Source organism: Bradyrhizobium sp. USDA 223 (assembly GCF_044909005.1).
Lineage (GTDB): Bacteria > Pseudomonadota > Alphaproteobacteria > Rhizobiales > Xanthobacteraceae > Bradyrhizobium > Bradyrhizobium yuanmingense.
Genome location: NZ_JBIYDR010000001.1, coordinates 1,586,707 through 1,611,899 on the forward strand (window position 1 = coordinate 1,586,707; position 25,193 = coordinate 1,611,899).

A 25,193-nucleotide genomic window follows, 5' to 3' on the forward strand; every position below is an offset into this window, starting at 1 on the left:
TCCTCCCCGGCGGGATCAAGCCGCAAGACGCTCGATGCGTCAACACAACATCGATTAAAATCGCGTCACGATGTCCGAAAGGGACGGGCGCGGACGGTCCTCGCTCGGCTTGGTCGGCGTGCCGACATGAATGAAGCCGGCGAGCTTCTCATCCGGCTTGAGGCCGAGGCCGTCGAGCACGTCGCGGTCGAACGAGAACCAGCCGGTCAGCCAGCAGGCGCCGTAGCCGAGCGCGGCGGCGGCGGTGACGATGTTCATGGCGCTGGCGCCCGCCGACAATTCCTGCTCGAACGCCGGCACCTTCGGGTGCGGCTTGGTGAAGCTGACGATGCCGATCACCAGCGGCGCGTCCATCAGGCGCTTGCGCTCGGTCTCGACGTCGGCCGCCGGCGCCCCCGGATTCTTCCTGGCGAAGACCCGCGCGATCACCTCGCCGGCCCGTGCACGGGCGTCGCCCTCGAAGATGATGAAGCGCCACGGCGCGAGCTTGCCGTGATCGGGCACGCGCGCTCCGATGGTGAGGATGGTCTCGAGCTCGGCCGCCGACGGGCCGGGCCCCGTCATCTCGCGCGGCTTGACCGAGCGGCGGGTCTTCAGGAGTTCGATGGCGTCGGGCACTGCGATATCCTCTTCAAATGGTCGGCGGGCGTGCCATGCCGAGATAAGCATGCACGCCCGCAACCGGAAGCGAATTTAGATCGATTCAGGGCTCAGACGGCGCCGCGGGCCCGCTTCACATCCGGCGGGGTCGCCTCGTCGACCAGGGCGGCGATCGCCTCGGCCGTGGTCATCACCTTCTGGCCGTCGCTGCCGAGCCGGCGGACCGAGACCGAATGCGTCTCGGCCTCTTTCTTGCCGACCACGAGCAGGGCCGGGATCTTGGCCAGCGAGTGCTCGCGGACCTTGTAGTTGATCTTTTCGTTGCGCAGGTCGATCTCGGCCCGAAGCCCGGCGCGCCGCGCCTGCTCCAGCACCACCTGGGCGTATTCGTCGCCTTCCGAGGTGATCGTGGTGACAACCGCCTGCACCGGCGAGAGCCAGAGCGGGAAGTTGCCGGCATAATGCTCGATCAGGATGCCGATATAGCGCTCCATCGAGCCGCAGATCGCGCGGTGCACCATCACCGGCGGTTTCTTGCCGCCGTCATGGTCGATGTAGAACGCGCCGAACCGCTCCGGCAGGTTGAAGTCGACCTGCGTGGTGCCGCACTGCCAATCGCGACCGATGGCATCGCGCAGAACGTATTCGAACTTCGGTCCGTAGAACGCGCCTTCGCCCGGGTTGATCTCGGTCTTGATGTGATTGTTCTGCGACTGGATCTCGCGCAGCACCGTCGCCATCACGCGCTCGGCGTGATCCCACATCGCATCGGTGCCGACGCGTTTCTCCGGCCGGGTCGAGAGCTTCACCGTGAGGTCGCCGGTGAAGCCGAAATCGGCATAGGTCGACAGGATGAGATCGTTGATCTTCAGGCACTCCTCGGCGAGCTGATCCTCGGTGCAGAAGATGTGCGCGTCGTCCTGGGTGAAGCCGCGCACGCGCATCAGGCCGTGCATGGCGCCGGAGGGCTCGTAGCGGTGCACCACGCCGAACTCAGCGAGGCGCAAGGGCAGGTCGCGGTAGCTCTTCAGGCCGTGCTTGAAGATCTGGACGTGGCCAGGGCAGTTCATCGGCTTGAGCGCAAACCAGCGCTTGTCCTCGGCCTCGTCGCCGGCCGATTGCGCCGCGAACATGTTCTCGCGATACCAGCCCCAATGGCCCGAGGTCTCCCACAGCACCTTGTCGAGGATCTGCGGCGCGTTGACTTCGCTGTAATCGCCGGTAAGGCGACGGCGCATATAGGCGATCAGCTGCTGGAAGATGGTCCAGCCCTTCGGATGCCAGAACACGACGCCCGGACCTTCCTCCTGGAAGTGGAAGAGGTCGAGCTCGCGCCCGAGCTTGCGATGGTCGCGCTTCTCGGCTTCCTCGATCTGCTTGAGGTAGGCGTCGAGATCCTCCTGCTTGGCGAAGGCCGTACCATAGATGCGGGTCAGCATCGGGTTGTTGCTGTCGCCGCGCCAATAGGCGCCGGCCACCTTCATCAGCTTGAAGGCATTGCCGACCTTGCCGGTCGAGGTCATGTGCGGGCCGCGGCACAGGTCGAACCAGTCGCCCTGGTAGTAGATCTTGATCGGCTCGGTGCCGGGAATGGCGTCGACCAGCTCGACCTTGAAGGCCTCGCCCTTGTCGCGGAACACCTGCTTGGTCTTCTCGCGGTCCCAGACTTCCTTGGTGAAAGGCTTGTCGCGCGCGATGATCTCGCGCATCTTCTTCTCGATCGCGGCAAAGTCTTCCGGAGTGAACGGCTCGTTGCGGAAGAAGTCGTAATAGAAGCCGTTCTCGATCACGGGGCCGATCGTGACCTGGGTTCCCGGCCACAGCGTCTGCACCGCTTCCGCCAGCACGTGTGCGCAGTCGTGCCGGATCAATTCGAGCGCGCGCGGGTCGTCGCGATTCACGAACTCGATTCCAGCGTCGGCCTCGATGGGATCGTTGAGATCGGCAAGCGTGCCGTCGAGCGCCATGGCGACCGTGCGCTTGGCCAGCGACGGCGAGATGCCCTTGGCAATATCGAGGCCGGTGATGCCCTTGTCGAACTGACGCTTGGCGCCGTCGGGGAAGGTGAGGGTGACCTTGGCCGCGGGGGTCACGGGCTTCAAATTGGACAGGCTGTACTGGAAGCCGGACTCGGACTTGGGCTGGTCGGACATTGCTTTTCTCCTGGGGCTCACTCCTGCGAACGAGCGCAGGTAAGCGGGAACGAGCGATATATCAGGCGATTCGGCCTGCGCAATCCGGCATTTCCAAGAAAGTGGCGCGCAAAACCCGGGGCGGAGCCCGCAACTATTTGACGTTGTACCCTTTAACCGGTCGCAGGCCGCCGCTACATGCGTTTGCATGAAAAGCGCCCCAGCTGCCGGCCGTTTCGCGCCAACCGCCCTGATGCTCGGCAATCTCGTGACCGGCTGCTCGGTCTTGGCGCCGGCGGGCATGCTGCCGGAATTGTCGGCGGGGCTCGGGATCAGCATCCACGCGGCCGGGCTCCTGATCACCTTCGGCGCGGTGACGCTGTGCGTCGGCTCGCCGCTGACGGCGTGGCTGACCAGCCGCATCGAACGGCGGACCCTGCTCGCCACGACGCTGGCCGTGCTCGCACTCGGCAATCTCGCCTCCGCGTTTGCGCCCGATTACACCAGCCTGCTGATCATGCGGCTCGCGATGCTCGCAGTCGGCTCGCTCTATACGCCGCAGGCGGCCGGCACGGCTGCGCTGATCGTGCCGGCGGAACGGCGCGGCAGCACCATTGCGTACCTCTTCCTCGGCTGGTCGCTCGCAGCCGCCGTCGGCCTGCCGCTGATCACCTTTATCGCCAGCCGCTACGGCTGGCGCGCGGCCTATGGCGGGGTCGGCGCGCTCGGCTGCGTCAGCTTCCTGCTGTTGCTGCTGCGTCTGCCGGCGGGTCTGCAGGGCGCACCGGTCGATCTGAAGACATGGGCCGCCGTCGGCCGAAGCAGGACGATCCTGCTGCTGCTCGCGATCACGATGCTGCAAATGTCGGGGCAGTTCGTCGTGTTCACCTATATGGGCCCGCTGCTCAACAAGCTCACCGGCGCCGGTCCCGATGCGATCGGCTCGGTCTTCGCGCTGTACGGGATCTGCGGCTTCCTCGGCGTCGTCGTCGCCACGCGCATCGTCGACACTGCGGGGCCCTATCGCACCTCGTTGCTGTTCACCTGCCTGCTGCTTGCCGGGATGAGCGGGTGGGCCCTCGGCGCCGGCTCGCTCGTCATGATGGCGGGCGCGGTAGCGATCTGGGGCCTTGGCTTCGCCTCGACCAATTCGATGCAGCAGGTGCGGCTGGTCGCGGCTGCGCCGCCGCTCGCATCGGCCACCGTGGCGCTCAACACGTCCGTTCTCTATATCGGCCAGGCGGTTGGCTCCGCCGTCGGCGGGCTGCTGTTCGCCCGCGAGCTCCTGCACGCGCTCGGCTTCGTCGCGGTCGGTTTCGTCGTGCTGGCACTGATCCTGGTGGTCGTGACCCGGCCCCGGCGGGCGGCTGCCGCCACCGCCTGAACGCAGCAGGTCGTGCGCGCAAGGCGCTTGGCAAACCTCGCGCGGGAGCGGTAGAAGGCCGGCGTGGGGATCAAAGAGAGTTGACTGAGATGAGGATGATTCTGGCGGTTGCCGCGGTGCTCTATTCAGCCTCCGCATTTGCGCAGACCGAGAAGCCACCCATGGTGGGGGACAAGCCGCTGGTGCAGGTCAAGCCGAAAGGCGCCAAGGAGGCTGCCGCCGCTCCAAAGGGCAAGCCGCAATCGATCGCCGTCCGCCTCCAGGCCTGCCTCGAGATCGACGACGGCACCAAGGATCGCCTCAACTGCTACGACGCGGTGATCCCGCCGGCGCCGAAGCCGAAGCCGGCCAAGGCCAAGGGCTATGCCGACTGCCGCTTCTTCAAGGAAGAGGACGAGCGGCTGGCCTGCTTCAACGGCTTTGCAGAGAGCATTCCGAAGCTGCCCAGGAACTAATATTTGGAACTGATATCGAGACCTGATATCGGCCCGGCTAGGGATTTGTGGAGGCGACGCGCGTCAGCGCGAGCGACGGCGTCGCCGCCATCTTCACCAGCACGTCCTTGAGCGGATCGCGCGTCCAAGCGCGGGTGACATAGTCGCGATGGGTGATGCCCTCGCCGGTCTCCACGAACACCACGCTGCCGGGTCGTAGCGGCCCGTCCATGTCCTCGGCGACGCTGATGCCCTTCTGGCGGAGCATGCTCATCAGCTCGCGGTCGCGCCGCGCGGTGTGGCGGGTGTAGGCGCTGACGAAGAAGCCGGAACGGTGGTTCTCGATCCAGGACGCGAATTTGTCCATCTCGCCATAGACGGCATCGAGCAGCACCACGCCGCGCACGCGGTCGCTGATGCCGCCGACCTCCAGGCTCCAGGCTGTCGGCAGGAAGCCGCCGCTATAGCCGACGATCACGATCGGCATGTTGGCGAAGGCGCGCGCGCTGTTGGGATCGCCGGTGAGGCGCGCAAGATGGTCGGCCGATTCCGCCATGAAGCGCTTGAAGCCGCCCGGCTGCCAGAATTTTCCGGCGCTGGAATCGGCGGCGTCGACCGCCATCTGCGGCGCAAGCAGGATCGCATTGGCGCCGGAATCGGTGACCTGTTTCGGCACCATCTGCCGGTCGCGGACGTCGCGCTCGAGCGTTGCGCCATTGCCGTGGAAGAACACCACGATCACGCCCGGCTTGCGCAGGTCGAAATGCTCGGGCACGTGCACCAGCACGCGGCTGTCGCTATAGGTCTCGTCCTGCCAGTAGACGCGGCCGGAATAGCTGCGGTGGCCGCGGCGGTCGCCTTTGGAAATGTTGAGGAAGGGCGCGTCGGAAGCGGGGTTGTTGCCGAAATAGGGGAAGGCCGACGACTTCATGCTGACGAGTGTCGTCAGATCCTCGCGGGCGGGGCGCTTGTACGGGACTTGCGGCTCGAGCGACGCCACCTTGTAGGACGCCAGCTCCGGTGTTTGTCGCTGGACCGCGCTCTTGGGCGAAAGGTCCGACATCTGCCGTTGCAGGAAGCTTTCACTCGCCGAGGGAAAGCGCTCCCTAAACTGCGGGGCAGGGAAGCGATCCTCGAACGTGTCGCCGCTTGCCACGCGCGCGTTCGAGGTCTGCGAATTGGTCTTGGCGACCACCTGGACATTCGCCTGGGAGTTCGCCGCCAACGCCGCCGGATCCGGCGCCTTGCCGCATTGAACCAGCGTCAGCGACAACGGCACCATGACTGAGATCAGACCGGCCCGGAGCGCACGATCATGCCGATCGGACGGTGTCCGATCGGCACGATCATCAGCTCTCAGTTTAGGAGCGGCCCCGGCCATCCACCCATGACCCCAAAGTCACGACCCAAGTCTTACGTCCCAGGTCACACGTCCAAGTCACACGTCCATCGGCAATCTTGAAACAATTGAGCCGACTGGCGTTTAGGCGACGTTAAGCGTCCGGAGAAACTTCCCCACATCCGGAACGCTCGAAAGGACCATGCAATCGTGTCCTGATTGTGGGGGAGCGGAACGGGCAATTCCGGGTGCAGCCAGAGATATCGTCCAAAGAAGCGTCTAGGCGGTGGTCTGGTACCTGCCTCCGTTGCCTCATTTAACCCTTGTTAACCCTGCTTGAATTGACTGGGCCAAAGTGCACGATGGGCCCCACGAGGCGAAGCGCCTGAGGTCAAGGACCCTGATGACGGCATCAGATGCGGGTACCCCGCCCTGGACGGACCGGCTGACCGGGAGGGGGGCCGGGGTTTCCGTTCCGGTCGCCACCGCCATCGTCGTGGCCGACATGATTGGGGTCGGCGTCTTCACCAGCCTCGGCTTCCAGGTCAAGGACATCCCGTCCGGCTTCTCGATCCTGCTCCTCTGGACGGTTGGCGGCGTCGTCGCGCTGTGCGGTGTGTTCGCGTACAGCGAGTTGGGCGCGATGTTTCCGCGCTCGAGCGGCGAGTACAATTTCCTCGGCCGCGCCTACCACCCGGCCTTCGGCTTCCTCGCCGGCTGGGTGTCGGCCACGGTCGGATTCGCAGCGCCGGTCGCGCTCGCCGCGATGGCGTTCGGGGAATATGCCAAGTCGGTCGTACCCGATCTGCCGGCGATTCCGCTCGCCATCGGCGTGGTGTGGCTGGTTTCGCTGGTGCAACTGACCGGCGTCAGGCACTCATCCACATTCCAGTTGATCTCGACCGTCCTCAAGGTCGTGCTGATCGTCGCCTTCCTGGTCGCCGGCTTCGTCATCGCCGTGCCGCAGCCGATCAGCTTCACGCCGCAGCCCGGCGATATCGCTCACATCGTCAGCGCGCCGTTCGCCATCGGGCTCGTCTTCGTGATGTATTCGTTCTCGGGCTGGAATGCCGCCACCTACATCATCGGCGAGATGAAGACGCCGCAACGGAACCTGCCGCGCGCGCTGCTCGCGGGCACGCTGATCGTGCTCGTGCTGTATGTCGCGCTGAACGCGGTCTTTCTCCATTCGACGCCGGTCAGCGCGCTCGCCGGCCAGCTCGACGTCGCAAGTGTCGCCGGCACCGCCATCTTCGGCAGTCTCGGCGGTCGGATCGTCGGCGCCATGATTTGCTTCGGTCTGATCTCTTCGATCAGCGCGATGATGTGGATCGGCCCGCGCGTGATGATGACGATGGGGGAGGACATTCCCGCCTTGCGCGTTTTCTCCAAACGGTCGGTGAGCGGCGCGCCGGCCTATGCCATCCTGTTCCAACTGGCCATCGCCAATCTTCTGCTGTTCACGCGCAGCTTCGAGGCGGTGCTCGATTTCATCCAGTTCGCGCTGTTGTTCTGCTCGTTCTTCACGGTCGCTGGCGTCATCAAGCTGCGTATCACCGATCCCGATCTGCCGCGGCCCTATCGCGCTTGGGGATACCCGTTCACGCCGCTCGTGTTTCTGCTCGTGACCGCGTTCATGATGTACTACCTTCTGACGGAGCGGCCGCTTCAGTCGCTGTCGGGAATGCTCGTCATGCTCTCCGGCCTTTTGATTTACGCTGTTTTCCGCAGGCGGCCCGTCGTCGCTGCCGCATCACCGCATCCCGAATAGACATGCTCCGCCCCCTGAGAATTGCGGCTGTTGCTTTCGTCCTCCTGGCTACGGCCGTCTCGTCCGCGCGTGCCGCAGACGTCACCTTCGATGACACGGCGCGCTTCCTTGCGGGCATGCAGCCTTCGGCGGACTCGCCGCTGGTGCCGCTCACCAGGGACCCGGCCTGGCAGCGTCACGCCAAATTCTTCGACGGCGCCTTCGCTCAGCTCGAGCAGCGTCAGCTCTCGAAGATCCGCAGCTGGGCCGACCTCAATCTGGCCGCGCCCCGACCGACCATGTTCTATTTGTTCAGCGGCCCCGATTTCCTCTACGCCGACGCCTTCCATTCCAAGGCCAGCACCTACGTGCTCGGCGCGCTGGAGCCGGTCGGCGCGGTGCCCGATTTGACGCGGCTGCCGCGCGGTTCGGTCGGCGCTGCGCTCTATAACGTCGAACGCTCGCTTGGCTCGATCCTGAGCTTCTCGTTCTTCATCACCAAGCAGATGAAGGTCGACCTGAGCGCCAACCAGGTGAACGGCACCCTGCCGATCCTCTATGTCTTTCTCGCCCGCTCCGGCAAGAACATCCGCAACGTGGAGATGGTCGCGCTCGACGACAAGGGCGGGCTACATGTCGGCGGCGACAATCCCGGACGGAACGCGACGCGCGGCGTCCGCATCAGCTTTGCCGGCAGCGACGGGGAAGCGCGTACGCTGTATTATTTCGCGACCGACCTCTCAAATTCCGGCGCACGTGCCACGGGCTTCCTGAAATTCTGCGAGACGCTCGGGCCCGGCAACAGCCTGCTCAAGAGTGCGTCCTACCTGTTGCACTCCGGCAATTTCACCGTCGCACGCGACTGGTTGCTCGCCAACAGCGCCACCATCATCCAGGACGATTCCGGCATTCCGCTTGCGAACTACAATGCGCGGCAATGGAGGTTCTTCCCGTTCGGCCGCTATCTCGGCCCCATCGACGAATTCCCCGGCCGCTACCAGGAGCGCTACGCCGAGCTGTTCACGCGTGCCCAGCCGATCGATTTCGGCGTCGGCTATCGCTGGCGCATGCGTGAATCGAATTTGCTGCTGGCGGTGAAGGTGCCGGGCAGCGAGACCGCACCGGCTGCAGAGACCACTTCGGCCGCCGAGCCGGCGCCAAAGCCGCCGCGCCCGAAGCGGCTACGACCGCCGGAGTCGATCCCTCCGTCACAGGGACGGTTCTACTGGTTCCGATGACTACCAATGCACGCTCTGGCTCGGCACGATGAACGTCGTCGTGCTCGGCTGTGTCGCAAGGCTTCTCTCAAGATACCAGCCTGAGCCGAGGACGAGCGCAAGCAAAGCGATGATGGCGAGCAGGTCGATGGTTCTTGGATCGTGCGCCCTGTGATCGAGATTCGGACCGGGCTTGACGTGAAAATGCGGGCTGATTTTCCAGCGCATTGTTGTTTCCTCCCGTGGGGAGCATCAAAACAACGCGGGCGGAAAGTCTAAGGTTCCGGTCAGGGCGGCGCTGTTCAGAGCACCGCAAGTCAGGGCGCGTTAACTCCGCGCCAGCGGCCATAGCGCCAGGGCTGATACCAGCGTGCGCCTTTGGGCGCGGTGAGGGGCACATTGTCGATGCCGGACGTGCCGAAGGGATGGCAACGGAGCAGGCGCGCGAGCGTCATCCAGCCGCCGGCCCACAGCCCGAACCGTTCGATCGCCTCATCGCCATAGGCGGAGCAGGTCGGCAGATGCCGGCAGTTGTACCCGACCAGAGGCGACAGCGTATGGCGATACACCCAGATCAGCCCACGGCCGAATCTGCGCGGCAGCCGGAGCACACCATCGACCGAACTGGAACAGCGCTGGCAGGCTGAATGCTTCATGGGCGCTTTGCTGCGACCTTAGGCGCGATGTTGCATAGTTCCGGGGCAGGGAACCGTAAGCTATTGTTTCCGCGCCATATTTTGCGTGTTTTTTTGGGAGCACTGCAGCAAGTATCTGTGGACGATCTGTATTCGCCCGGATACCATTTTTATGACGGCCGTGTGTAGAAACATACGCCTGTATGATGGACTCAGATAGCGCTACCGGGGAATGTTTGGTGGCTTGGGGCTTGGGGCTTGGGGAAGGAACCAGATTGAGACTTCTGAACTCCCTTAATCTTCGCGGCTGGTTGCTGGTGGGAACCGCCGTTTGTGGGGTCGCGCTGGCAGGTGCCGTCGCGACATTCGGATCGTCGGCCCGCGCAGGCGCTGTTCTCGAAGAGCGCAAGCTGCCGATGAAGTTCAGCTGGGTCGCCTGCGAGCCGAACTGCCGCGGCTGGATCAGTGCGGTCGGCATCATCACCGCCGATACGCCCAAAGAATTCGAAGAGTTTTCGCGGGGCCGCCAGCTCGGCGGCGCCACCGTAGTGCTCGATTCCAGCGGCGGCTCCGTCAATGACGCGATCACGCTCGGCCGGCGCTTCCGCAATCTCGGGCTTTTGACCACGGTCGGCGTGAGCCTCCGCGGCGGGCCGTCGACACGGCCGGCCGTCGCGCCGGAAGCGTATTGCGAGTCCATGTGCGCGTTCCTGCTGCTGGCCGGCAAGAAGCGGTACGTGCCGGAAGCCGCTCATGTCCGGGTTCACCAGATCTGGATGGGCGACCGCGCCGACGATGCCAAGGCGGCGAGTTATAGCGCACAGGACCTGATGATCGTGGAGCGCGACATCGGTCGCCTAGCCAAATACACCTTCGATATGGGTGGCGCCGGGGATCTGCTGTCGCTTGCGCTCAGCGTCCCGCCCTGGGAGGACCTGCACGAGCTCGATGCCGGCGAGCTCAAGCTCACCAATCTGGTTACGACCGATCTCGTGGCTGACGTGCTCCCGCACGTGGATATCTCGGCGCCGGCAATGGCGGAGCTTGCACCGAAGACGCAGGCGAGGTTCGGCGCGGAACCGGAGCAGGCTTCCAAGTCGACCAAGACGGCGGAAGCCGTGGTGCCGACCGGTAGTGTTGCCACGCCGGCTGCTGCGACGGCGCCGAAGTAAGCTCTTAAATATCGGCAGTCATCCCCGGGGCGCGCGTCAGCGCGAACCTTGGTAAGCAAGTGCGTACCTGAGGTACGCAGGTTCGCCCGGAATGACGAAGAGGGGGTCAGCCTTGCGCTGCGGCGGGCTGCTTGGTTCTGGCCTCGATCTGGCCGATGGCATCAACCACGGCATCGAAGGTGAGAAGCGTCGAGGCATGGCGCGCCTTGTAGTCGCGGACCGGCTCGAGGAACTTGATCTCCTCCCATTTGCCTTGAGGAGGCGCACCATTCTCCTTCAGCATCTTGCGAACGGTTTCGCGTAACTCACGGAGTTCGCTCGCAGTCGAGCCGACCACGTGACTTGCCATGATGGATGAAGAGGCCTGGCCCAAGGCGCAGGCCTTCACGTCATGGGCGAAGTCGGTGACGGTGTCCCCGTTCATCTTGAGATCGACCTTCACGGTCGAGCCGCACAGCTTGGAATGGGCGGTGGCGGAGGCATCGGGGTCCGCCAACCGTCCGAGCCGCGGAATATTCCCGGCCAGCTCGATGATCCGCTTGTTGTAAATGTCGTTCAGCATGTGATGGAGTCCAACGCGTCCACACCCGCTTCCAGCCGGATCGGCCTTGGCGGGCGCCGCCCACGGTCCTATATAGGGGCGGAACTGGTGGAAAAACAGTCCAGGGATGCGGTGGCGGTGATCCAGATCTAGGCTGCCGGCGTTGTGACCTCGGGACTTTTGCACCGAAACTTGTTCTGTTCAGGCGTCCGGCGGCTTGCCGCCCCGTCTGCCGGTGACACTCCGGCCGTTAGGCCGTCGAACGGAGAAGATATGGACGCTGCAATCAAATCCATCCGCCCGGGCAAGCCCTCCGACCGGCAGCCCGAGAGCCGCCCGGCCGAGCTTGATCCTGCCGAATTCCTCGCGGCCGCCGTCCGCGCCGACCAGCCGCGCCCCGCGCGCGCCGAGGCGGAAGCGGCAGTGAAGACGCTGCTCGCCTATATCGGCGAGAACACCGAGCGCGAGGGCCTGCTCGATACGCCGCGCCGCGTCGTCGAGGCTTTCGACGAGCTCTATCAGGGCTACCACCAGTGCCCGGCCGAGGTGCTCGATCGCACCTTCGGCGAGACGGCGGGCTATGACGACTTCGTCCTGGTGCGCGACATCGAGTTCACCTCGCAATGCGAGCATCACATGATGCCGTTCTACGGCAAGGCGCACATCGCCTATACGCCGGTGGAGCGCGTCGTCGGCCTGTCCAAGCTGGCCCGCCTGACCGACATTTTCGCCCGCCGGCTCCAGACCCAGGAGCACCTGACCGCGCAGATCGCCGCCGCGATCGACGAGGTCCTCAAGCCTCGCGGTGTTGCCGTGCTGATCGAGGCCGAGCATACCTGCATGTCGGTGCGCGGCGTCGCCAAGCATGGCGCCTCTACTTTCACCAGCCGCTTCACCGGCATGTTCCGCGACAATCCGGCGGAGCAGGCCCGTTTCCTGTCCCTGGTGCGAGGCACGACGCGCTGACCTCGCGACAAACCGGCGAGAGTTGCTGTGTCCGCTCATTCCCATGAGATCGAGGAGGGCCTCGCCTTCCTGCCCAGATTTGATGCCGCTGGCCTCGTGACGGTCGTCGCCACCGACGTCGCTACCGGTGACGTGCTCATGGTCGCGCACATGAACGAAGAGGCGTTGCGCAAGACGATTGCGACCGGCGAAGCCTGGTACTTCAGCCGCTCGCGCAATGCCTTGTGGCGAAAAGGTGAGACGTCGGGTCAAACCCAGCGCGTGGTCGAGATGCGCACCGATTGCGATCAGGATGCGGTCTGGATCCGCGTCGAGCAGATCGGCGCGGCCTGCCATACCGGCCGGCGGTCGTGCTTCTACCGCAAGGTCGAGGCCGAGGGTGGGGGAGCGAGATTGGTCTTCACTGAGGCGGACCGGCTGTTCGATCCCGACAACGTTTACAAGAAGTAGTCCTCTGTCATTCCGGGGCGCGCGCAGCGCGAGCTATGGTGCGCAATTGCGCACCTGAGAATCCATCGCAATGCGTCACGGGCAGCTCAATGGATTCCGGGCTCATCGCTTCGCGATGCCCCGGAATGACCAGGGCGGCGGGATTAACCCCTCCTTAACCATACCTGTCCCACGGTGAGACGACGGGCGCCGAATTGCCGGCGTCGCTCAGCGCCGCGCGGGGCGGGCCCTCCACCATGTCGATCGACAGTTTCAGTGCCACGCAGACGGCCGGCCTTGATCCGTCGCGGGCGCGTGTCGCCGGTGCGATCAAGCAGGCCTCGAACGTCTCCGGCGTCAGCTTCCAGTACATGCTGACCACGGCCAAGATGGAATCGGACTTCAATCCGACGGCCGCCGCCACCACCTCGTCCGCGCAGGGGCTCTACCAGTTCATCGACCAGACCTGGCTCGGCACGGTGAAGGAAGCGGGTGCCCAGCTCGGCTACGGCAGCTACGCCGACGCCATCACCAGGACGTCATCGGGGACCTACACCGTCGACGATCCCGTCAAGAAGCGGTCGATCATGAAGCTGCGCGACGATCCCGAAGCCGCTTCCGCCATGGCCGCGGCGCTGACGCAGTCGAACAGCTTCAAGCTCACCGGCCTGCTCGGGCGCAGGCCGAGCGACAGCGAACTCTACATGGCCCATTTCATGGGCGTCCGCGGCGCGGCGAAATTGATCGCCAATGCCGAGGACAATCCGCAAGCCGTCGGCGCGCGGCTGTTTCCCAACGCGGCGGCGGCCAACCGCCCGATCTTCTACGCCAAGGACGGCCGCGCCCGCAGCGTCTCCGAGGTCTATTCGGTCCTGGACAGCCGCTATGCCAGTGCGGCCAATTCAAAGGTAACCCGCAGCGCGATGGCGATGTATGGCGCCACGCCTTCGACCACGCAGGTCGCGAGTGCCAATGCAGTGGTGCCCACTGCGCCTGTCGTGGACAACGCCGCCTATCTCCAGACCTTCCCGAATGCCCGCACAGTGACGCCCGTCAGCGCGAGTTCGTCGACACATGTCGCGGACAATGCGACGGGCACGCCGGTGTTTCGTTCGATCTATCAACCCGGCGATGCCACGCAGCCGGTCTCGACCACGGTGCAGAAACTATGGGGCAACAGTGCCTCGCTCACCTCGGTCGCATCGGCAACGCCCGACGTGCGGCCGCCGCAACCGCTCGATCTCTTCAGTGATCGCAGCGGCACGTTCTCGAGCTAGCCGAGATCTCGTGTCCCGGACGCGCTGCGGCGCGCAAGCGCTGCTGCGCAGAGCCGGGAGCCATGCAACAAAAACTGCTCTCGACCATCTGGGCTCCGGCTCAGCAGCGCATCACTTGCGTGTTGCGCTGCGTCCGGGGCACTCCTGCCAAGCGGCTTTGTTCCCTTAACAAATCATCAATGAAACCAGCCGGTTATGGTGAACGCTTTGTTAAGCGTCGTGGTTTATTTTGTGTTGCAGGTGACGAGCCGTCATCATTTTCGTTTGTTGTGTAGCCCGAAGCAGCATGATTGTTCGGCAGTTCATTCATTGGATCAGGACGGCACCCGCAGGCGAGCGGGCCGAGGCAACACGGGCGCTGGCCCGGGCCTGGCTGATCTCCGACCTTTCTGCAGACGATCGCATCGCCGCCGAAGGCGCGCTTCTGATGCTGCTCGACGATGCCTCGCCGCTGGTGCGGCAGGCGATGGCCGAAGCTTTTGCCCGCAGCCTCGATGCACCGGCCGCAATCGTGCGGGCGCTGTCGGCCGATCAGCCGACGGTCGCGCTGCCGGTGCTCGAACATTCCCCGCTCTTGATCGACGCCGATCTCGTCGACATCGTCGCGACCGGCGGCGAGGAGGTGCAATGCGCAGTCGCCCGCCGCATCGCATTGCCGGTGTCGGTGTGCGCCGCGATCGCCGAAGTCGGCTGCGCAGCTGCCGCGCTGGAGCTGATCGAGAATCCCCATGCCGAGCTCGCCCCGTTCTCCTGGGACCGGATCGTCGAGCGTCACGGTCATCTCGCCGCGATCCGCGAGGCGATGCTGGTGCTGGAGGATCTGCCGGCCGCAACGCGTGCTGCGCTGGTGGCAAAGCTCTCCGAGACGCTGGCGCAATTCGTCGTGGCGCGGAACTGGCTGAGCGCCGACCGCGCCGACCGCATCACCATCGAGGCGCGCGACCGCTCCACCATGAACATCGCGGCGCGCTCGCGCGGCGATGACATGCAGGGCCTGGTCCGGCATTTGCGCGTCACCGGCCAGCTGACCGCGGGCCTGATCCTGCGTGCACTACTGTCCGGCAATCTGGGCTTGTTCGATGCGGCACTCGCCGAGCTCGCCGATCTGCCGCTCGCGCGCGTCTCGGCGCTGCTGCACGAGCGCGGCGGCAACAGCGTGCACGCGCTGCTCCGTCGCGCCGGGCTTCCGGAGGCGACATTTGCGGCGTTCCAGGTCGCGCTCGATGCCTGCCACGAGCAGGGCTTCGTCGATAGCGACGACGGCGCGGTGCGGCTGCGCCGGCGCATGGTCGAGCGCGTGCTCACCCATTGCGAGTCCGATCGCGGCGCCACCGAGCCGCTGATGGTCCTGCTGCGCCGCTTCGCCACCGAATCCGCGCGCGAAGAGGCACGGCTGTTCTGCGACGAGATTGTCGCGGATGATGTGGTCGATCCGGTTTATGACGATCTGATTGCGGCGTAGTTCGAAGCTCGCGATAAGGCGGGCCGGAAGAGACAGGCTCCGTCATTGCGAGCGCAGCGAAGCAATCCAGAATCCCTCCGCGGGGGCAGTCTGGATTGCTTCGCTGCGCTCGCAATGACGAGAGGAGAGAGTTCGGCCTTATTCCGCCGGTGCGATGCTCGGTGCCAGGATCACCTCGAGATGCTCGGGGCGGTCGCGGTTGACGTGGGCAAGATAATCGTCGGCGACCTTGCGCAGGCGGCGGCTGAGCTCGGCCGAGACGCTGATCCTGTCCAGCCTGGTGTTCTCGTGCACGATGGCGAGAATGGCGTTGATGTGGTGCGTGAACAGCTCGGCCGGCACCTTTTCCAGGTCAGGCGCGTGCTCGATGACGCGGCACAGGCTTTCGGCGATGCCTGCGGCTGAAGGAAAGCCGAATGTCGCCGCATCGCCCTTGATGTCATGCGCGGCGTGAAACAGCTCGTCGCGCAGTTTCTTCGTGAAGCCGTCCCTCTGCACGGCAGTCCAGGCGGCGGACAGTCGCTGGACCTCGATCGCCATCCAGTCCTTGAACTCGCCGGAGAGGCGCGCGAGCGCCTGCTCGGCGCGGCCGACCGGGTCGTCCAGGTCTTTTTCTTCGACGCGGCGCAGGACCTTGCGCAGCGGATTGGGCTGCGTGATGACTTGGTGCGTGGCGAAGGCCTTGACCTCGATGTCCTTTGCGCTGTTCTTCGCCATGATGCCTGCCTCGTCTGAAGCGGTTGCGCTAGATGGTGGAGCGGGCCTTGTCGAGCAGCGAGGGCTGCTGCAGCACCTCGTGCTTTTCGCCGACGCGTCGCTCCGGGCCCATATAGGCGGAGTTGGTGTTGCGGCGCCGGTCGGGGCCGAAATAGGTCTTGGTCTTGATGAAGGGGCGGGGATTAGCGACGACGTTGAGGATGCGCTGATAGAGCCCCTTGGCCGAGATCGGCTTGGCCAGAAATTCGGTGACGCCGGCATCGCGCGCGACCGTGACGCGACGTTTCTCCGAATGTCCGGTCAGCATGATGATCGGTGCGTAGGGATTGCCCTTGGATTCCGGCTGCCGGATCATCTGCGCGAGCTCAAGCCCGTCGAAGATCGGCATGGCCCAGTCGGTGATGACGATGTCGGGCACGTAATGGCTGTACATTTCGAGCGCCGTGGCGCCGTCCTCGGCCTCATAGACCTCGCGCGCGCCGAACGAATGCAGCAGCGTCCGCAGGATGCGGCGCATGTGCGGATTGTCGTCGCAGACAAGGAAGCGCAGCTTGTTGAAGTCGATACGGAACATGACGCCCGGGCCAAAAGCGGGTCAACCTTCGTTAACCATATCGTGCCGGGAGTTAACGAAGGGTTGCGGCCAGGGGTGGGGCGGCAGGACGCTCAGTAGCCGAACTGCTCCCGCAAGATACGCTCTTCCAGGCTGTGGCCGGGATCGAACAGCATCCGCATCGAGATGCTCTTGTCCGAAAGCACCTCGACGCGCCGGACCCTGCGCACCTCCTCGTGGTCGGCGACCGCGGCGACGGGGCGCTTGTCGTCTTCCAGCACCTCGATGACGACATAGGCGGTATTGGGCAGGAGGGCGCCGCGCCAGCGCCGCGGCCGGAAGGCGCTGATTGGCGTCAATGCCAGCAGGGCGGCGTTGATTGGGAGGATGGGTCCTTGGGCGGAGAGGTTATAGGCCGTCGAACCTGCCGGCGTCGCGACGATAATGCCATCGGCGATCAGCTCCGGCATGCGTTCGCGCTCGTCGATCAGGATCCGCAAGCGCGCCGCCTGGGAGGTCTGGCGGAACAGGTAGACCTCGTTGATGGCGTGGTGCAGGTGAACGCGGTCGTTGACGTCGGTCGCGCGCATCAGGAGCGGATTGATCTCGGATTCATGCGCCGTCTCGAGCCGTTGGCGCAGATCATGCGTCGAGTACTCGTTCATCAGGAAGCCGACCGTGCCGCGGTGCATGCCGTAGATCGGCTTTCCCGTGCGCATATGGTGGTGCAGCGTCTGCAGCATCAGCCCATCGCCGCCGAGTGCGACGACCACGTCGGCCTCATCGGGATCGCAATTGCCATAGTCCCTGGTCAGCTGGCCAAAGGCGGCTTGCGCCTCGTTGCTCGGGCTGGCGACGAAGGCGATCCGGTCGTATCGCGCAGGCTTGGTCATGGCTTCTCGGCAGGGCCGCTGGGTCGAGGAAGGTTCCGCCGGGTTCGTCTATACGAGGTAGGCCCGTATTGTCGAGGATGACCGCCCACCAAAGCTAACGGGGACGGTCCAACCGGACTTAAGCACAGAACCGGGCAATTTGAACCCGGCCGGCCGCTTCAGGGTTCGCACTGCCAATGATTCCCCAAACCGTCGCAATTTGGCGCTACCTTTCTGAGTCCCGGCGATCACGGCCGGACACGGAGGACGATCATGGTCACGACTTTGCCGGCGCTCCGCCGCGCGGGCCTGGTGTTGGCGGTGTCGGCTTTCGCGTTCGCTGGCTTTGCGTATGCGGATGAACCGCAGCCGCGCTCCGAGGCGGCCGCGCCGGCCGGACAGAAGGGGGGCCGCGGCGGTGGCGCGCAAGGCGCGCCGCAGACGTCGTCGTCCGCGGCCGAGCCGCACCGTCTGCCGCCGGATTCGACCACCAAGCAGACGCTCGATCTGCCCGGCCGGACCCTCAACTTCACGGCCACCGCCGGGTCGATCCGCGTGTTCGATGGCAAAGGCGAGCCGTTGGCCGACATCGCCTATACGTCCTACCAGCTCGACGGTGCCGAGCGCGCCACGCGTCCGGTGACGTTCCTGTTCAACGGCGGGCCCGGTGCGTCCTCCGCCTGGCTTCAGTTCGGCGCGGCCGGGCCGTGGCGGTTGCCGCTCGATGGCGAGGCCCTGTCGCCGTCGGCCTCGCCCGAGGTGAAGCCGAACGCGGAGACCTGGCTCGACTTCACCGATCTCGTCTTCATCGACCCCGTCAGCACCGGCTACAGCCGCTTCGTGGCGAGCGGCGAGGATGCCCGCAAATCGTTCTACTCCGTCGATGGTGACGCCAACTCGATCGCGCTCGTGATCCGCCGCTGGCTCGAAAAGCACGAGCGGCTGACGTCGCCGAAATACGTCGCCGGCGAAAGCTATGGCGGCATTCGCGGCCCCAAGGTCTTGCGCCAGTTGCAGCTCCAGCACGGCGTCGGCGTCAGGGGCTTGATCCTGGTCTCGCCGCTCTTGGATTTCCGCGAGTTCACCGGCACGAGCCTCCTGCAATATGTCGCGACGCTGCCGAGCTACGTGGCAGTGGCGCGCGAAGCCAAACGTTCAGTCAAGCGCGCCGACCTCGCCGACGTCGAGGCTTACGCGCGCGGCGAATTCCTGACCGACCTCGTCAGGGGCGAGGCGGACAAGGAGGCAACGACGCGTCTGGCCGACAAGGTCGCCGAACTCACCGGCATCGACCAGGCGGTGAGCCGCCGCCTCGCCGGCCGCTTCGACGTCGGTGAATTCCGCCGCGAATTCGACCGCAAGAACGGCAAGGTGACCGGACGCTACGATGCCTCGGTGCGCGGCTTCGATCCCTATCCGGATTCGAGCAGCTCGCGCTTCGGCGATCCCTCCGGCGATGCGCTCCAGGCACCGCTGACGAGCGCCGCGGTCGACGTGCTCTCGCGCAAGCTTAACTGGCGGCCCGGCGGCTCATATGAAGTCCTGAACGGTGCCGTCGAAGGTCAATGGGATTTCGGCCGCGGCATCAACCCGCCGCAATCGGTCTCCGATCTGCGCCAGATCCTCGCCACCGATGCGAAGCTGAACGTGCTGGTCACGCACGGCCTGTTCGATCTCGCCACGCCCTATTTCGCAACGAGGCGGGTGCTCGACCAACTGCCGGCCTTCGTGACGCAGCGCGTGAAGTTCGTGGTCTATCCCGGCGGCCACATGTTCTATTCGCGCGACGGATCGCGGCAGGCGTTCCGAAGCGAGGTCGAGGCGCTCATTCGGGAGTAGGCCGGCGCTTGCGCGGCGGATACCGGCGCGCGATCTCGCGTGCGACGACTTTTTTTGGCTTCACGTTCGCGCCGGCAATCCAGATGTCGCTGATCTTGCCGCGCTTGTCACGGATCCGGCGCACCGGCTCGCCGTGGCTGGAATAGCCGGCAGCCCAGGCGAGCTTGCCGGTGTCGCGGCCGGTCACTTCGATTTCGGCGGCATCCATGAACGGGTTGTTGAACTGCGGGTTGGCGACGAGCACGCGGTTGCCGGCGGGGACCAGATCGGTCGCGCCCCAGATCGTCCACCAGCGCCCGGTCCAGTCGCGCACGCGCCGGTCGGGGGCGCCGCGGGTCTGGAAGACGCGCAGGATCTGCATCGCGCCGTCCATCCAGAACGGCGCCGCGCCGTCGATCGAGTTGCTGAGGATGCTGATTGCAAGCTCGCAAGCGGGAATGGAGCAGGTCCGCGAGATATAGCCCTGGAAACCGCCGCCATGGCCGAACCAGTCCCAGCCGTCGGTCTTGCCGGCATTGACCCCCAAGCCGTAATAGGTCTCGACGCTCTGCGGGATGCGCCAATGATTTCGTGTCATCTCACGGCGGCTCGCGACCGACAGCACGCTCTTCTTCGCGTTGGGCGCCAGCTGCGCGAAGAAGCGGGCGGTGTCGGCGGAGGTGGCGACGAAGCCTGCGGCAGATGCCATCGCATGAGCGGGATTGTCGCCGGGGATCACGCAGCGCTCGCCAAACGGCACTCTTCGCGTGTGGCCGCGCGCGAAGGCTGCGCCCTTGGGAAGCGGTGCGTCCGGCTCGGTCTCGCGCAGGCCGGCCGGCGCAATGATCTCGCGCTTGATCCAGACGGAGTAGGGCTCCTTCGCAACAGCCTCGATCACGAGGCCGAGCAGGCCAAAGCCGTGATTGGAATATTTGAAGCGTGTGCCGGGGTCGATCGCGGTCGGCAGCTTCAATTCTTCAAGCAGCTCCTTGGCATCGAGATAGGGGCGGCTGTCGATGAACTGGCCGGAATCGGCGCCGTCGCGCGTCAGCCCCGCGCTGTGCGACAGCACTTGCGCGATGGTCGTCTCGGCGACGCGCGGATCGAGGCCGCCGACATATCGGCCGACATGGTCGTCGAGCCGGAGCTTGCCCTGCTCGCGCAGCTTCATGATGCCGGCCGAGGTGAAGCTCTTGGAGTGCGAGGCGATGCGGAAGCGATGGCGCGGGGTGAGCTTCTCGCCGGTGTCGAGATTGGCGAGGCCGAACGCATGCTCGGCGACGACCTCGCCGCGATGAGCGAAAGCCACGATGACGCCCGGCTGCTGGATCGTCGTCAGCTGGTATTCGATCCAGGAGCCGATGTAGTCGATCGCGGATCGCAGCCACGTGTCCATTGCGCTACCGGTTTGCGAGGGAGGTCGGTGCGAAAGGCTAGCCGAGAAAGCAGAACGGGCACAACCTGAAAGGTTGTGCCCGTTCGCGTCGTTCGAAGATGCGATGCCTTCAGTAGGTGCCTTCAGTAGACGAGCGTCGCGCCGGTCGGCTTGTCGAGCGCTTCGGCCAGCGAGCGATATTCCGAGCTGCCGGTGCCGGCGAGCGAGGCGATCTTGTCGAGGTGGTATTGCGCCTGCTCGCGGTTGCCCTGCTCGAGCTGCCAGAGGCCGTAATATTGCCAGGTGCGGACGTGGTTCGGATCGTCCTTCAGCGCCAGCTCATAATAGGCCTTCGACGACTGGTAGTCGCCGAGCTTGCGATAGGAGTAGCCGATCAGGTTGGCGACGTCGGCGACGTCGTTGCGCTTGAGCGATTTCAGCTGGTCGATCGCGCCCCTGTAATCGTGCTTGTCGTAGATCGCGGCATAGGCGGTGCGGTAGGCCGCGAGGAACTTGGGGTCGCTGACGGAAGAGCTCTTCTTCTTGCCCTTCTTGGTCGAGGTGTCCGATTTCGGCGGCGACGAAGGGTCGTCGCCGCCCGCGGCGTACGCGCTTGACAGCACCGGCGCGGCCGCCAGCGTCACGGCGACGAGTCCCGGCACAACGAGCATTGAGAGTTTGCGCATCTAAGTTCTCCGGTATGGAACGTGGCGATCCTACACGATTGCCCGAAGACCGGAACACCTCTCGGGCAAAAACATTCCCGCGTCGCACGATCTATTCGCCCGGCCGTGGATGACAAACGTGTCATCGAGATGAACGGAAGCCCGCTGAGGGCTTCAGACTGGGTTCAGTGCCCCGCGCCTAGGCTCCTCCCCACGATCGATGGGCGGGCGAGAGGGCGCCGCCTGGATGATCTTCCAAGAGGAGACCACCATGTTGAAGACCATTTCTGCAGCCTTGCTCGCAACCTCCGTGATCGCAGCCCCGGCGTTCGCCGCCGAGGCCGGCAAGACCACCACAGCCGCGCCGGTGATCAAGGCCGACCAGAGCCAGACCAAGGCGGCGACCACTGCCGCAAAACCGGAAGCCGGCGTCAAGGCCGACGCCAAGACCGACGCCAAGACGGACGCCAAGACGGACGTGAAGACGACGGACGCGAAGGCTTCCGATGTCAAGACGGACGCCAAGGTGGATGGCAAGTCGAAGGCAATGGACGCCAATGCCGCGGTCACCACCGACCAGCACAAGAGCGTGAGCAAGCATCGCCATCACGACAAGCAGGTCACGGCCAAGGAGTCGCAGAAGGCGCAGCCGGATGTGACCAAGCCCGCGACGTCTGACAAGCGCAACTGACGACTGATCGCGCGCGGCGGCATCCCTGGCATTGCCCGCCGCCGCGCGCGGACGTCAGGCCTGGCCCGTTGCCACACCTCGGGCGGAAGCCCGAGATGTCGGCGGCTGGCCGGTGCGCTGTTTTAAGCCGCTGCAAGCGAATTCCCTTCATCCAGGCTTGGGGCTAGAACGTCTCCTGATCTGTTCGAGCGGAGAGCGGGGCCTGTGGGGCGATTGGCGAGATGTGCGGTGATCCTGGCGTTGCCGCTGGTGCTTGCGGCGTGTTTCGGCAGCGACAGTGACCGTCCGACTTTCATGGGCGGGACCCAGGCCGGCGGGCCGCAGCCGTTTCCCGACAATTTCCGGAGCGACACGGTGGCGTTGATGCGGGCCTATCTCAACAATCCGGTCGGCGTGCGCAATGCCGCCATGGCCGAGCCGGTGCAGCGCGAGGTCGGCGGCCGGCAGTTCTATGTGAGCTGCCTGCACTTCACCCCGCGCGAGACGGATGGGAGCTACAAGGGCATGCGCGAACGGGCCGTGATCTTCGTCAACGGCCGGGCGGACCGCGTGGTCGACCAGACCAGCGATCTCTGCGCCGGTGCGGTTTACGCACCGTTTCCGGAACTGGAAAAGATGACGCGGTAGCGCAAAGGCAGCCTTCATCGCCCGGTGTTAGACAGAAGGAGCCGGAGCCGCGGGATCACATTTCGGCGAGCTTTGAACGGGGTGGTTTCGACTTGCGACAAATCGTGGCGGCGGCCTTGCGCAGCCGAATTGACGGAACAAATTCGTGTTGTTGCCACGCCGTCACAGTCACGAACGATCAACGTTCCGGCATTGCCGCGAAGCAACCCAATTCACGCCACGTTGTTTCCCGAGTGTCGTAAATGAAAGAACGGGGATGATCATGAAGTCGATCTTGCTGGGTGCAGCAGCTCTGCTGGCGCTGGTTGCGCCGGCCGCAGCGGCCGACATGCAGCCGCGCGCCTACACCAAGGCTCCGGTCACGCCGCCGCAGGTGATCTATAACTGGACCGGTTTCTATATCGGCGGCCATCTCGGCGGCGCGTTTGCCGGCGACAACAGCTTCCAGTCGAGCGACGCGCGTTTCCTGGGCGGCGTGCAGGGCGGCTTCGACTACCAGTTCGCGCCCAACTGGGTGGTGGGTATCGAGGCCCAGTATTCCTGGCTGCCGACCAACAACAATGGCGCCATCTTCCCGCTGGGCACGCAGGTGACATCCAACACCGACCAGATCGGGTCGGTGACCGGTCGCATCGGTTACACCTGGGGACCGACGCTGCTTTACGCCAAGGGCGGTTATGCCTGGCGGAATAACGGCCTTGGCGTGAACATCGCCGGGGTGCCGCAGGCCTTCACCACCACCGGCAACAACAAGGACGGCTATACGGTCGGCGCCGGCCTCGAATACATGTTCGCGCCGAACTGGTCGGCCAAGGCCGAGTATCAATATTACAATTTCGGCAGCACCACCTTCACCTCCGGCCCAGCTGACATCGTCGGCGTTCGTGGCCGGGAGGACGAGCATACCGTCAAGGCCGGGGTGAACTATCGCTTCGGCTGGGGCGGCCCGGCCGCCTCGCGGTACTGACGGTCAGCGCCGACCCAAGACCTGAAGATCAAGACCTGAACATCCAAGACCTGACAAAGGCCGGCTCCGCCGGCCTTTCGTTTGCCGGCCTCCCGCCTCCGGCGCCGTCTTTCCATTCCGTGAACCATCTGGCGCGTCATTTGCTTGCAAACGATGCTGGCGCGCGCCTTCTCACGCGCGTCATGGGGCTGGCGTAAAGCAAAAATAATTTTTGCGGTTTACGGAACTCGCGCTCCGGAACGCGTTATATGACAATTACCGGGCAGGTGGGACGACGGACATGCGTATCTTGGTGTCGGCAGTGGTGCTCTCGTGCTTCGGCTGCTTGCCGTGCTCTGCACAGACAATCCTCAGATCCGAGCCTCTGATGTTGGCACCTTACGAGGTCGCCTTCGTGAAGGACGCTTCATGTCCGTCGGGCAAGGTCATGAAGGTCACCGGCGCCATCCGCGGGCTGCACCGCCGCAAGGCCTGCGTGACTATGCCGGGCGAGCAGGCCTCGCTTGTGGCGGCCACCCCCTGAGCTTTCGCTCCGGCTCCGTGCCGGAGCTCAGGAATTCAGCTCGAGCTCCATTCTGGACTGCCGATCGGCCTCCGCCTTGTTCTTGGCGGGGTCCTCGCCTTGGGCCGCCTGGCACGGCTCGATCTTGTAATCATTGTCGAGCACCCGGCGCGGTCCCGGCCGCTCGTCGTCCGCCGTGACGTCCACCACGAGACCACTCCGCTCGGCGAGCTTCCAGACGTCGGCCTCGCTCGGATAGGCCTTGCTGATTTGGGCGTCATTGCAGAAGAGGGCGTAGGGCATGCATCCCGACTCCAGGAATGCCCGTTAACGAGCTTACGGGGGGAGGGGTTCCGGCCACCCGCCCGATCACGCGCCCGTGATCGTCGGGGACGGCCCTTGAGTCCTTAACGAGTCCTGAATCCCGGAAAAAAGAATCTCTGGGACTCTTCGGCCGGAATCAGCGGATGTTTTCCGCCATGACGAGCGACCTGAACACATCCTGCGGGCACATGCTCCTGCCGCTCACGCTGGCGCTGTTCGGCGCCTGCGCGGCCAATCTCTGGCTGGTCTGGTCGTGGTTGTAGGGTCCTGGCTGTAGGCCCGTGGCCCAGCCTTATTTTTCGGCCGGTGGACCTGAAGCGTCGCGGATGGCGGCACGCAATTTGGTCAGGGTCGCCGCACAATATTCCTCACGTTCGCGCTCGAAGCGCTCCTGGTGCTTGCGGAAATTGGCGATGCGGGCCTGCATCTCGGCGCGGAAATCGCCGCTCGTCCGCGGCGGCAGAGGCGCGGGCCGCGGCGGAAGGGGGGCTTGCGGCGGTTCGATCTCGACGGTGACCGCCTCCACGGTGGCGATCTCCATCGCGACGGCCGGGCCAGATGCGGGCGCCTCCGGCTGAAGGACGTCATCCTTCCTGCCGGTCACCGATTGGACGAAGGCCAGTGTCTGCGCGATCAGTGCGTCGCGCTCTCTGATCCATTTCATGATCCACCTCAGCCGCGCGTATTCCAGCAAAGCGGCTGCTTCGAATCAAGGCTGTTTGCAAGGGTTGCATATTTTTCCCG

At 64.9% G+C, this 25,193-nt stretch carries 28 protein-coding genes; 15 read left to right on the top strand and 13 right to left on the bottom strand.

The genetic code is table 11. The features are described from left to right. Positions 1 to 54: 54 nt before the first annotated feature. Positions 55 to 618: a nitroreductase gene (locus ABIA40_RS07040; RefSeq protein WP_271544669.1), complete on the bottom strand. Its 564-nt coding sequence runs from the start codon at positions 616 to 618 to the stop codon at positions 55 to 57. A gap of 92 nt (positions 619 to 710) precedes the next feature. Further along, positions 711 to 2,753, bottom strand: coding sequence for a threonine--tRNA ligase (gene thrS, locus ABIA40_RS07045; RefSeq protein WP_404540180.1), 2,043 nt, complete (start codon positions 2,751 to 2,753; stop codon positions 711 to 713). Between the two features lie 187 nt (positions 2,754 to 2,940). Here thrS and ABIA40_RS07050 point away from each other — a divergent pair, with 187 nt between their 5' ends. Both ABIA40_RS07050 and ABIA40_RS07055 read left to right on the top strand, forming a co-directional pair. Then, positions 2,941 to 4,116 (top strand): MFS transporter, encoded by a 1,176-nt coding sequence (locus ABIA40_RS07050; RefSeq protein WP_271544665.1) that lies wholly within the window; start codon positions 2,941 to 2,943, stop codon positions 4,114 to 4,116. An 89-nt stretch (positions 4,117 to 4,205) separates the two neighbouring features. Continuing rightward, entirely contained in the window at positions 4,206 to 4,571 is a 366-nt protein-coding gene (locus ABIA40_RS07055) for a hypothetical protein (protein WP_157280621.1), read from the top strand. Positions 4,572 to 4,608: 37 nt separating this feature from the next. Here the strand turns inward: ABIA40_RS07055 and ABIA40_RS07060 are convergent, their stop codons facing one another. Continuing rightward, a complete protein-coding gene (locus ABIA40_RS07060; protein WP_404540184.1) occupies positions 4,609 to 5,931 on the bottom strand; it encodes an alpha/beta hydrolase in 1,323 nt (440 codons plus the stop codon). 361 nt (positions 5,932 to 6,292) lie between these two features. On the opposite strand from ABIA40_RS07060, the gene ABIA40_RS07065 reads away from it, so the two are divergent. Together ABIA40_RS07065 and ABIA40_RS07070 are read left to right on the top strand one after the other, a co-directional pair. Beyond that, positions 6,293 to 7,660 (top strand): APC family permease, encoded by a 1,368-nt coding sequence (locus tag ABIA40_RS07065; protein ID WP_404540187.1) that lies wholly within the window; start codon positions 6,293 to 6,295, stop codon positions 7,658 to 7,660. Positions 7,661 to 7,662: 2 nt separating this feature from the next. Continuing rightward, positions 7,663 to 8,877: a hypothetical protein gene (locus ABIA40_RS07070; protein WP_404540190.1), complete on the top strand. Its 1,215-nt coding sequence runs from the start codon at positions 7,663 to 7,665 to the stop codon at positions 8,875 to 8,877. Here the strand turns inward: ABIA40_RS07070 and ABIA40_RS07075 are convergent, their stop codons facing one another. Then, positions 8,878 to 9,084, bottom strand: a complete 207-nt coding sequence (locus tag ABIA40_RS07075) for a hypothetical protein (RefSeq protein WP_036044035.1) — start codon at positions 9,082 to 9,084, stop codon at positions 8,878 to 8,880. It abuts the gene before it with no gap. A gap of 89 nt (positions 9,085 to 9,173) precedes the next feature. Then, complete coding sequence (gene yidD / locus ABIA40_RS07080) at positions 9,174 to 9,512, bottom strand: membrane protein insertion efficiency factor YidD (protein ID WP_271544655.1); 339 nt, start codon at positions 9,510 to 9,512, stop codon at positions 9,174 to 9,176. A gap of 254 nt (positions 9,513 to 9,766) precedes the next feature. Between yidD and ABIA40_RS07085 the strand changes: the two genes are divergently transcribed. After that, complete coding sequence (locus tag ABIA40_RS07085; protein WP_275499012.1) at positions 9,767 to 10,663, top strand: hypothetical protein; 897 nt, start codon at positions 9,767 to 9,769, stop codon at positions 10,661 to 10,663. A 106-nt stretch (positions 10,664 to 10,769) separates the two neighbouring features. Here ABIA40_RS07085 and ABIA40_RS07090 read toward each other — a convergent pair whose 3' ends face one another. Beyond that, positions 10,770 to 11,225, bottom strand: a complete 456-nt coding sequence (locus tag ABIA40_RS07090; protein ID WP_036044037.1) for an iron-sulfur cluster assembly scaffold protein — start codon at positions 11,223 to 11,225, stop codon at positions 10,770 to 10,772. Positions 11,226 to 11,477: 252 nt separating this feature from the next. Here ABIA40_RS07090 and folE point away from each other — a divergent pair, with 252 nt between their 5' ends. The 5 genes from folE to ABIA40_RS07115 all read left to right on the top strand — a co-directional run bounded on the left by folE (position 11,478) and on the right by ABIA40_RS07115 (position 15,338). Further along, positions 11,478 to 12,170 carry a GTP cyclohydrolase I FolE gene (gene folE / locus ABIA40_RS07095; RefSeq protein ID WP_036010520.1) on the top strand — a complete coding sequence of 231 codons (693 nt, stop codon included), beginning with the start codon at positions 11,478 to 11,480 and terminating at the stop codon, positions 12,168 to 12,170. Positions 12,171 to 12,197: 27 nt separating this feature from the next. Then, positions 12,198 to 12,620 (top strand): phosphoribosyl-AMP cyclohydrolase, encoded by a 423-nt coding sequence (gene hisI / locus ABIA40_RS07100; protein ID WP_271544651.1) that lies wholly within the window; start codon positions 12,198 to 12,200, stop codon positions 12,618 to 12,620. Between the two features lie 236 nt (positions 12,621 to 12,856). Beyond that, entirely contained in the window at positions 12,857 to 13,876 is a 1,020-nt protein-coding gene (locus ABIA40_RS07105) for a transglycosylase SLT domain-containing protein (protein ID WP_404540198.1), read from the top strand. A 62-nt stretch (positions 13,877 to 13,938) separates the two neighbouring features. Continuing rightward, positions 13,939 to 14,151, top strand: a complete 213-nt coding sequence (locus tag ABIA40_RS07110; RefSeq protein ID WP_275511198.1) for a hypothetical protein — start codon at positions 13,939 to 13,941, stop codon at positions 14,149 to 14,151. A gap of 11 nt (positions 14,152 to 14,162) precedes the next feature. Then, entirely contained in the window at positions 14,163 to 15,338 is a 1,176-nt protein-coding gene (locus tag ABIA40_RS07115) for a DUF2336 domain-containing protein (RefSeq protein ID WP_275511197.1), read from the top strand. A 138-nt stretch (positions 15,339 to 15,476) separates the two neighbouring features. Here the strand turns inward: ABIA40_RS07115 and ABIA40_RS07120 are convergent, their stop codons facing one another. The 3 genes from ABIA40_RS07120 to ABIA40_RS07130 all read right to left on the bottom strand — a co-directional run bounded on the left by ABIA40_RS07120 (position 15,477) and on the right by ABIA40_RS07130 (position 17,501). Beyond that, complete coding sequence (locus ABIA40_RS07120) at positions 15,477 to 16,055, bottom strand: Hpt domain-containing protein (RefSeq protein WP_271544643.1); 579 nt, start codon at positions 16,053 to 16,055, stop codon at positions 15,477 to 15,479. A gap of 28 nt (positions 16,056 to 16,083) precedes the next feature. Then, positions 16,084 to 16,629, bottom strand: a complete 546-nt coding sequence (locus tag ABIA40_RS07125; protein ID WP_011088265.1) for a response regulator — start codon at positions 16,627 to 16,629, stop codon at positions 16,084 to 16,086. A 92-nt stretch (positions 16,630 to 16,721) separates the two neighbouring features. Further along, positions 16,722 to 17,501, bottom strand: coding sequence for an NAD kinase (locus tag ABIA40_RS07130; protein WP_036010536.1), 780 nt, complete (start codon positions 17,499 to 17,501; stop codon positions 16,722 to 16,724). Between the two features lie 252 nt (positions 17,502 to 17,753). On the opposite strand from ABIA40_RS07130, the gene ABIA40_RS07135 reads away from it, so the two are divergent. Then, positions 17,754 to 19,319 (top strand): S10 family peptidase, encoded by a 1,566-nt coding sequence (locus ABIA40_RS07135; RefSeq protein WP_404540204.1) that lies wholly within the window; start codon positions 17,754 to 17,756, stop codon positions 19,317 to 19,319. Here the strand turns inward: ABIA40_RS07135 and ABIA40_RS07140 are convergent. Together ABIA40_RS07140 and ABIA40_RS07145 are read right to left on the bottom strand one after the other, a co-directional pair. Then, positions 19,306 to 20,694 (bottom strand): serine hydrolase domain-containing protein, encoded by a 1,389-nt coding sequence (locus tag ABIA40_RS07140; protein ID WP_404540207.1) that lies wholly within the window; start codon positions 20,692 to 20,694, stop codon positions 19,306 to 19,308. The two genes, ABIA40_RS07135 and ABIA40_RS07140, sit on opposite strands and share 14 nt — an antisense overlap. A 122-nt stretch (positions 20,695 to 20,816) precedes the next feature. After that, positions 20,817 to 21,359, bottom strand: coding sequence for a lipopolysaccharide assembly protein LapB (locus ABIA40_RS07145; RefSeq protein WP_157280611.1), 543 nt, complete (start codon positions 21,357 to 21,359; stop codon positions 20,817 to 20,819). Positions 21,360 to 21,609: 250 nt separating this feature from the next. Between ABIA40_RS07145 and ABIA40_RS07150 the strand changes: the two genes are divergently transcribed. The 4 genes from ABIA40_RS07150 to ABIA40_RS07165 all read left to right on the top strand — a co-directional run bounded on the left by ABIA40_RS07150 (position 21,610) and on the right by ABIA40_RS07165 (position 24,146). Further along, on the top strand, positions 21,610 to 22,029 hold the full coding sequence (locus ABIA40_RS07150; RefSeq protein ID WP_404540211.1) for a His-rich protein BRANT: 420 nt from the start codon (positions 21,610 to 21,612) through the stop codon (positions 22,027 to 22,029). 231 nt (positions 22,030 to 22,260) lie between these two features. Next, complete coding sequence (locus ABIA40_RS07155) at positions 22,261 to 22,656, top strand: hypothetical protein (RefSeq protein ID WP_271545094.1); 396 nt, start codon at positions 22,261 to 22,263, stop codon at positions 22,654 to 22,656. Positions 22,657 to 22,918: 262 nt separating this feature from the next. Beyond that, on the top strand, positions 22,919 to 23,623 hold the full coding sequence (locus ABIA40_RS07160) for an outer membrane protein (RefSeq protein WP_036010580.1): 705 nt from the start codon (positions 22,919 to 22,921) through the stop codon (positions 23,621 to 23,623). Positions 23,624 to 23,903: 280 nt separating this feature from the next. Continuing rightward, positions 23,904 to 24,146 carry a DUF6719 family protein gene (locus tag ABIA40_RS07165; protein ID WP_157280607.1) on the top strand — a complete coding sequence of 81 codons (243 nt, stop codon included), beginning with the start codon at positions 23,904 to 23,906 and terminating at the stop codon, positions 24,144 to 24,146. A gap of 27 nt (positions 24,147 to 24,173) precedes the next feature. Here the strand turns inward: ABIA40_RS07165 and ABIA40_RS07170 are convergent, their stop codons facing one another. Beyond that, on the bottom strand, positions 24,174 to 24,428 hold the full coding sequence (locus tag ABIA40_RS07170) for a hypothetical protein (protein ID WP_036027710.1): 255 nt from the start codon (positions 24,426 to 24,428) through the stop codon (positions 24,174 to 24,176). 313 nt (positions 24,429 to 24,741) lie between these two features. Then, on the bottom strand, positions 24,742 to 25,113 hold the full coding sequence (locus ABIA40_RS07175; RefSeq protein WP_404540215.1) for a hypothetical protein: 372 nt from the start codon (positions 25,111 to 25,113) through the stop codon (positions 24,742 to 24,744). Positions 25,114 to 25,193 lie beyond the last annotated feature (80 nt).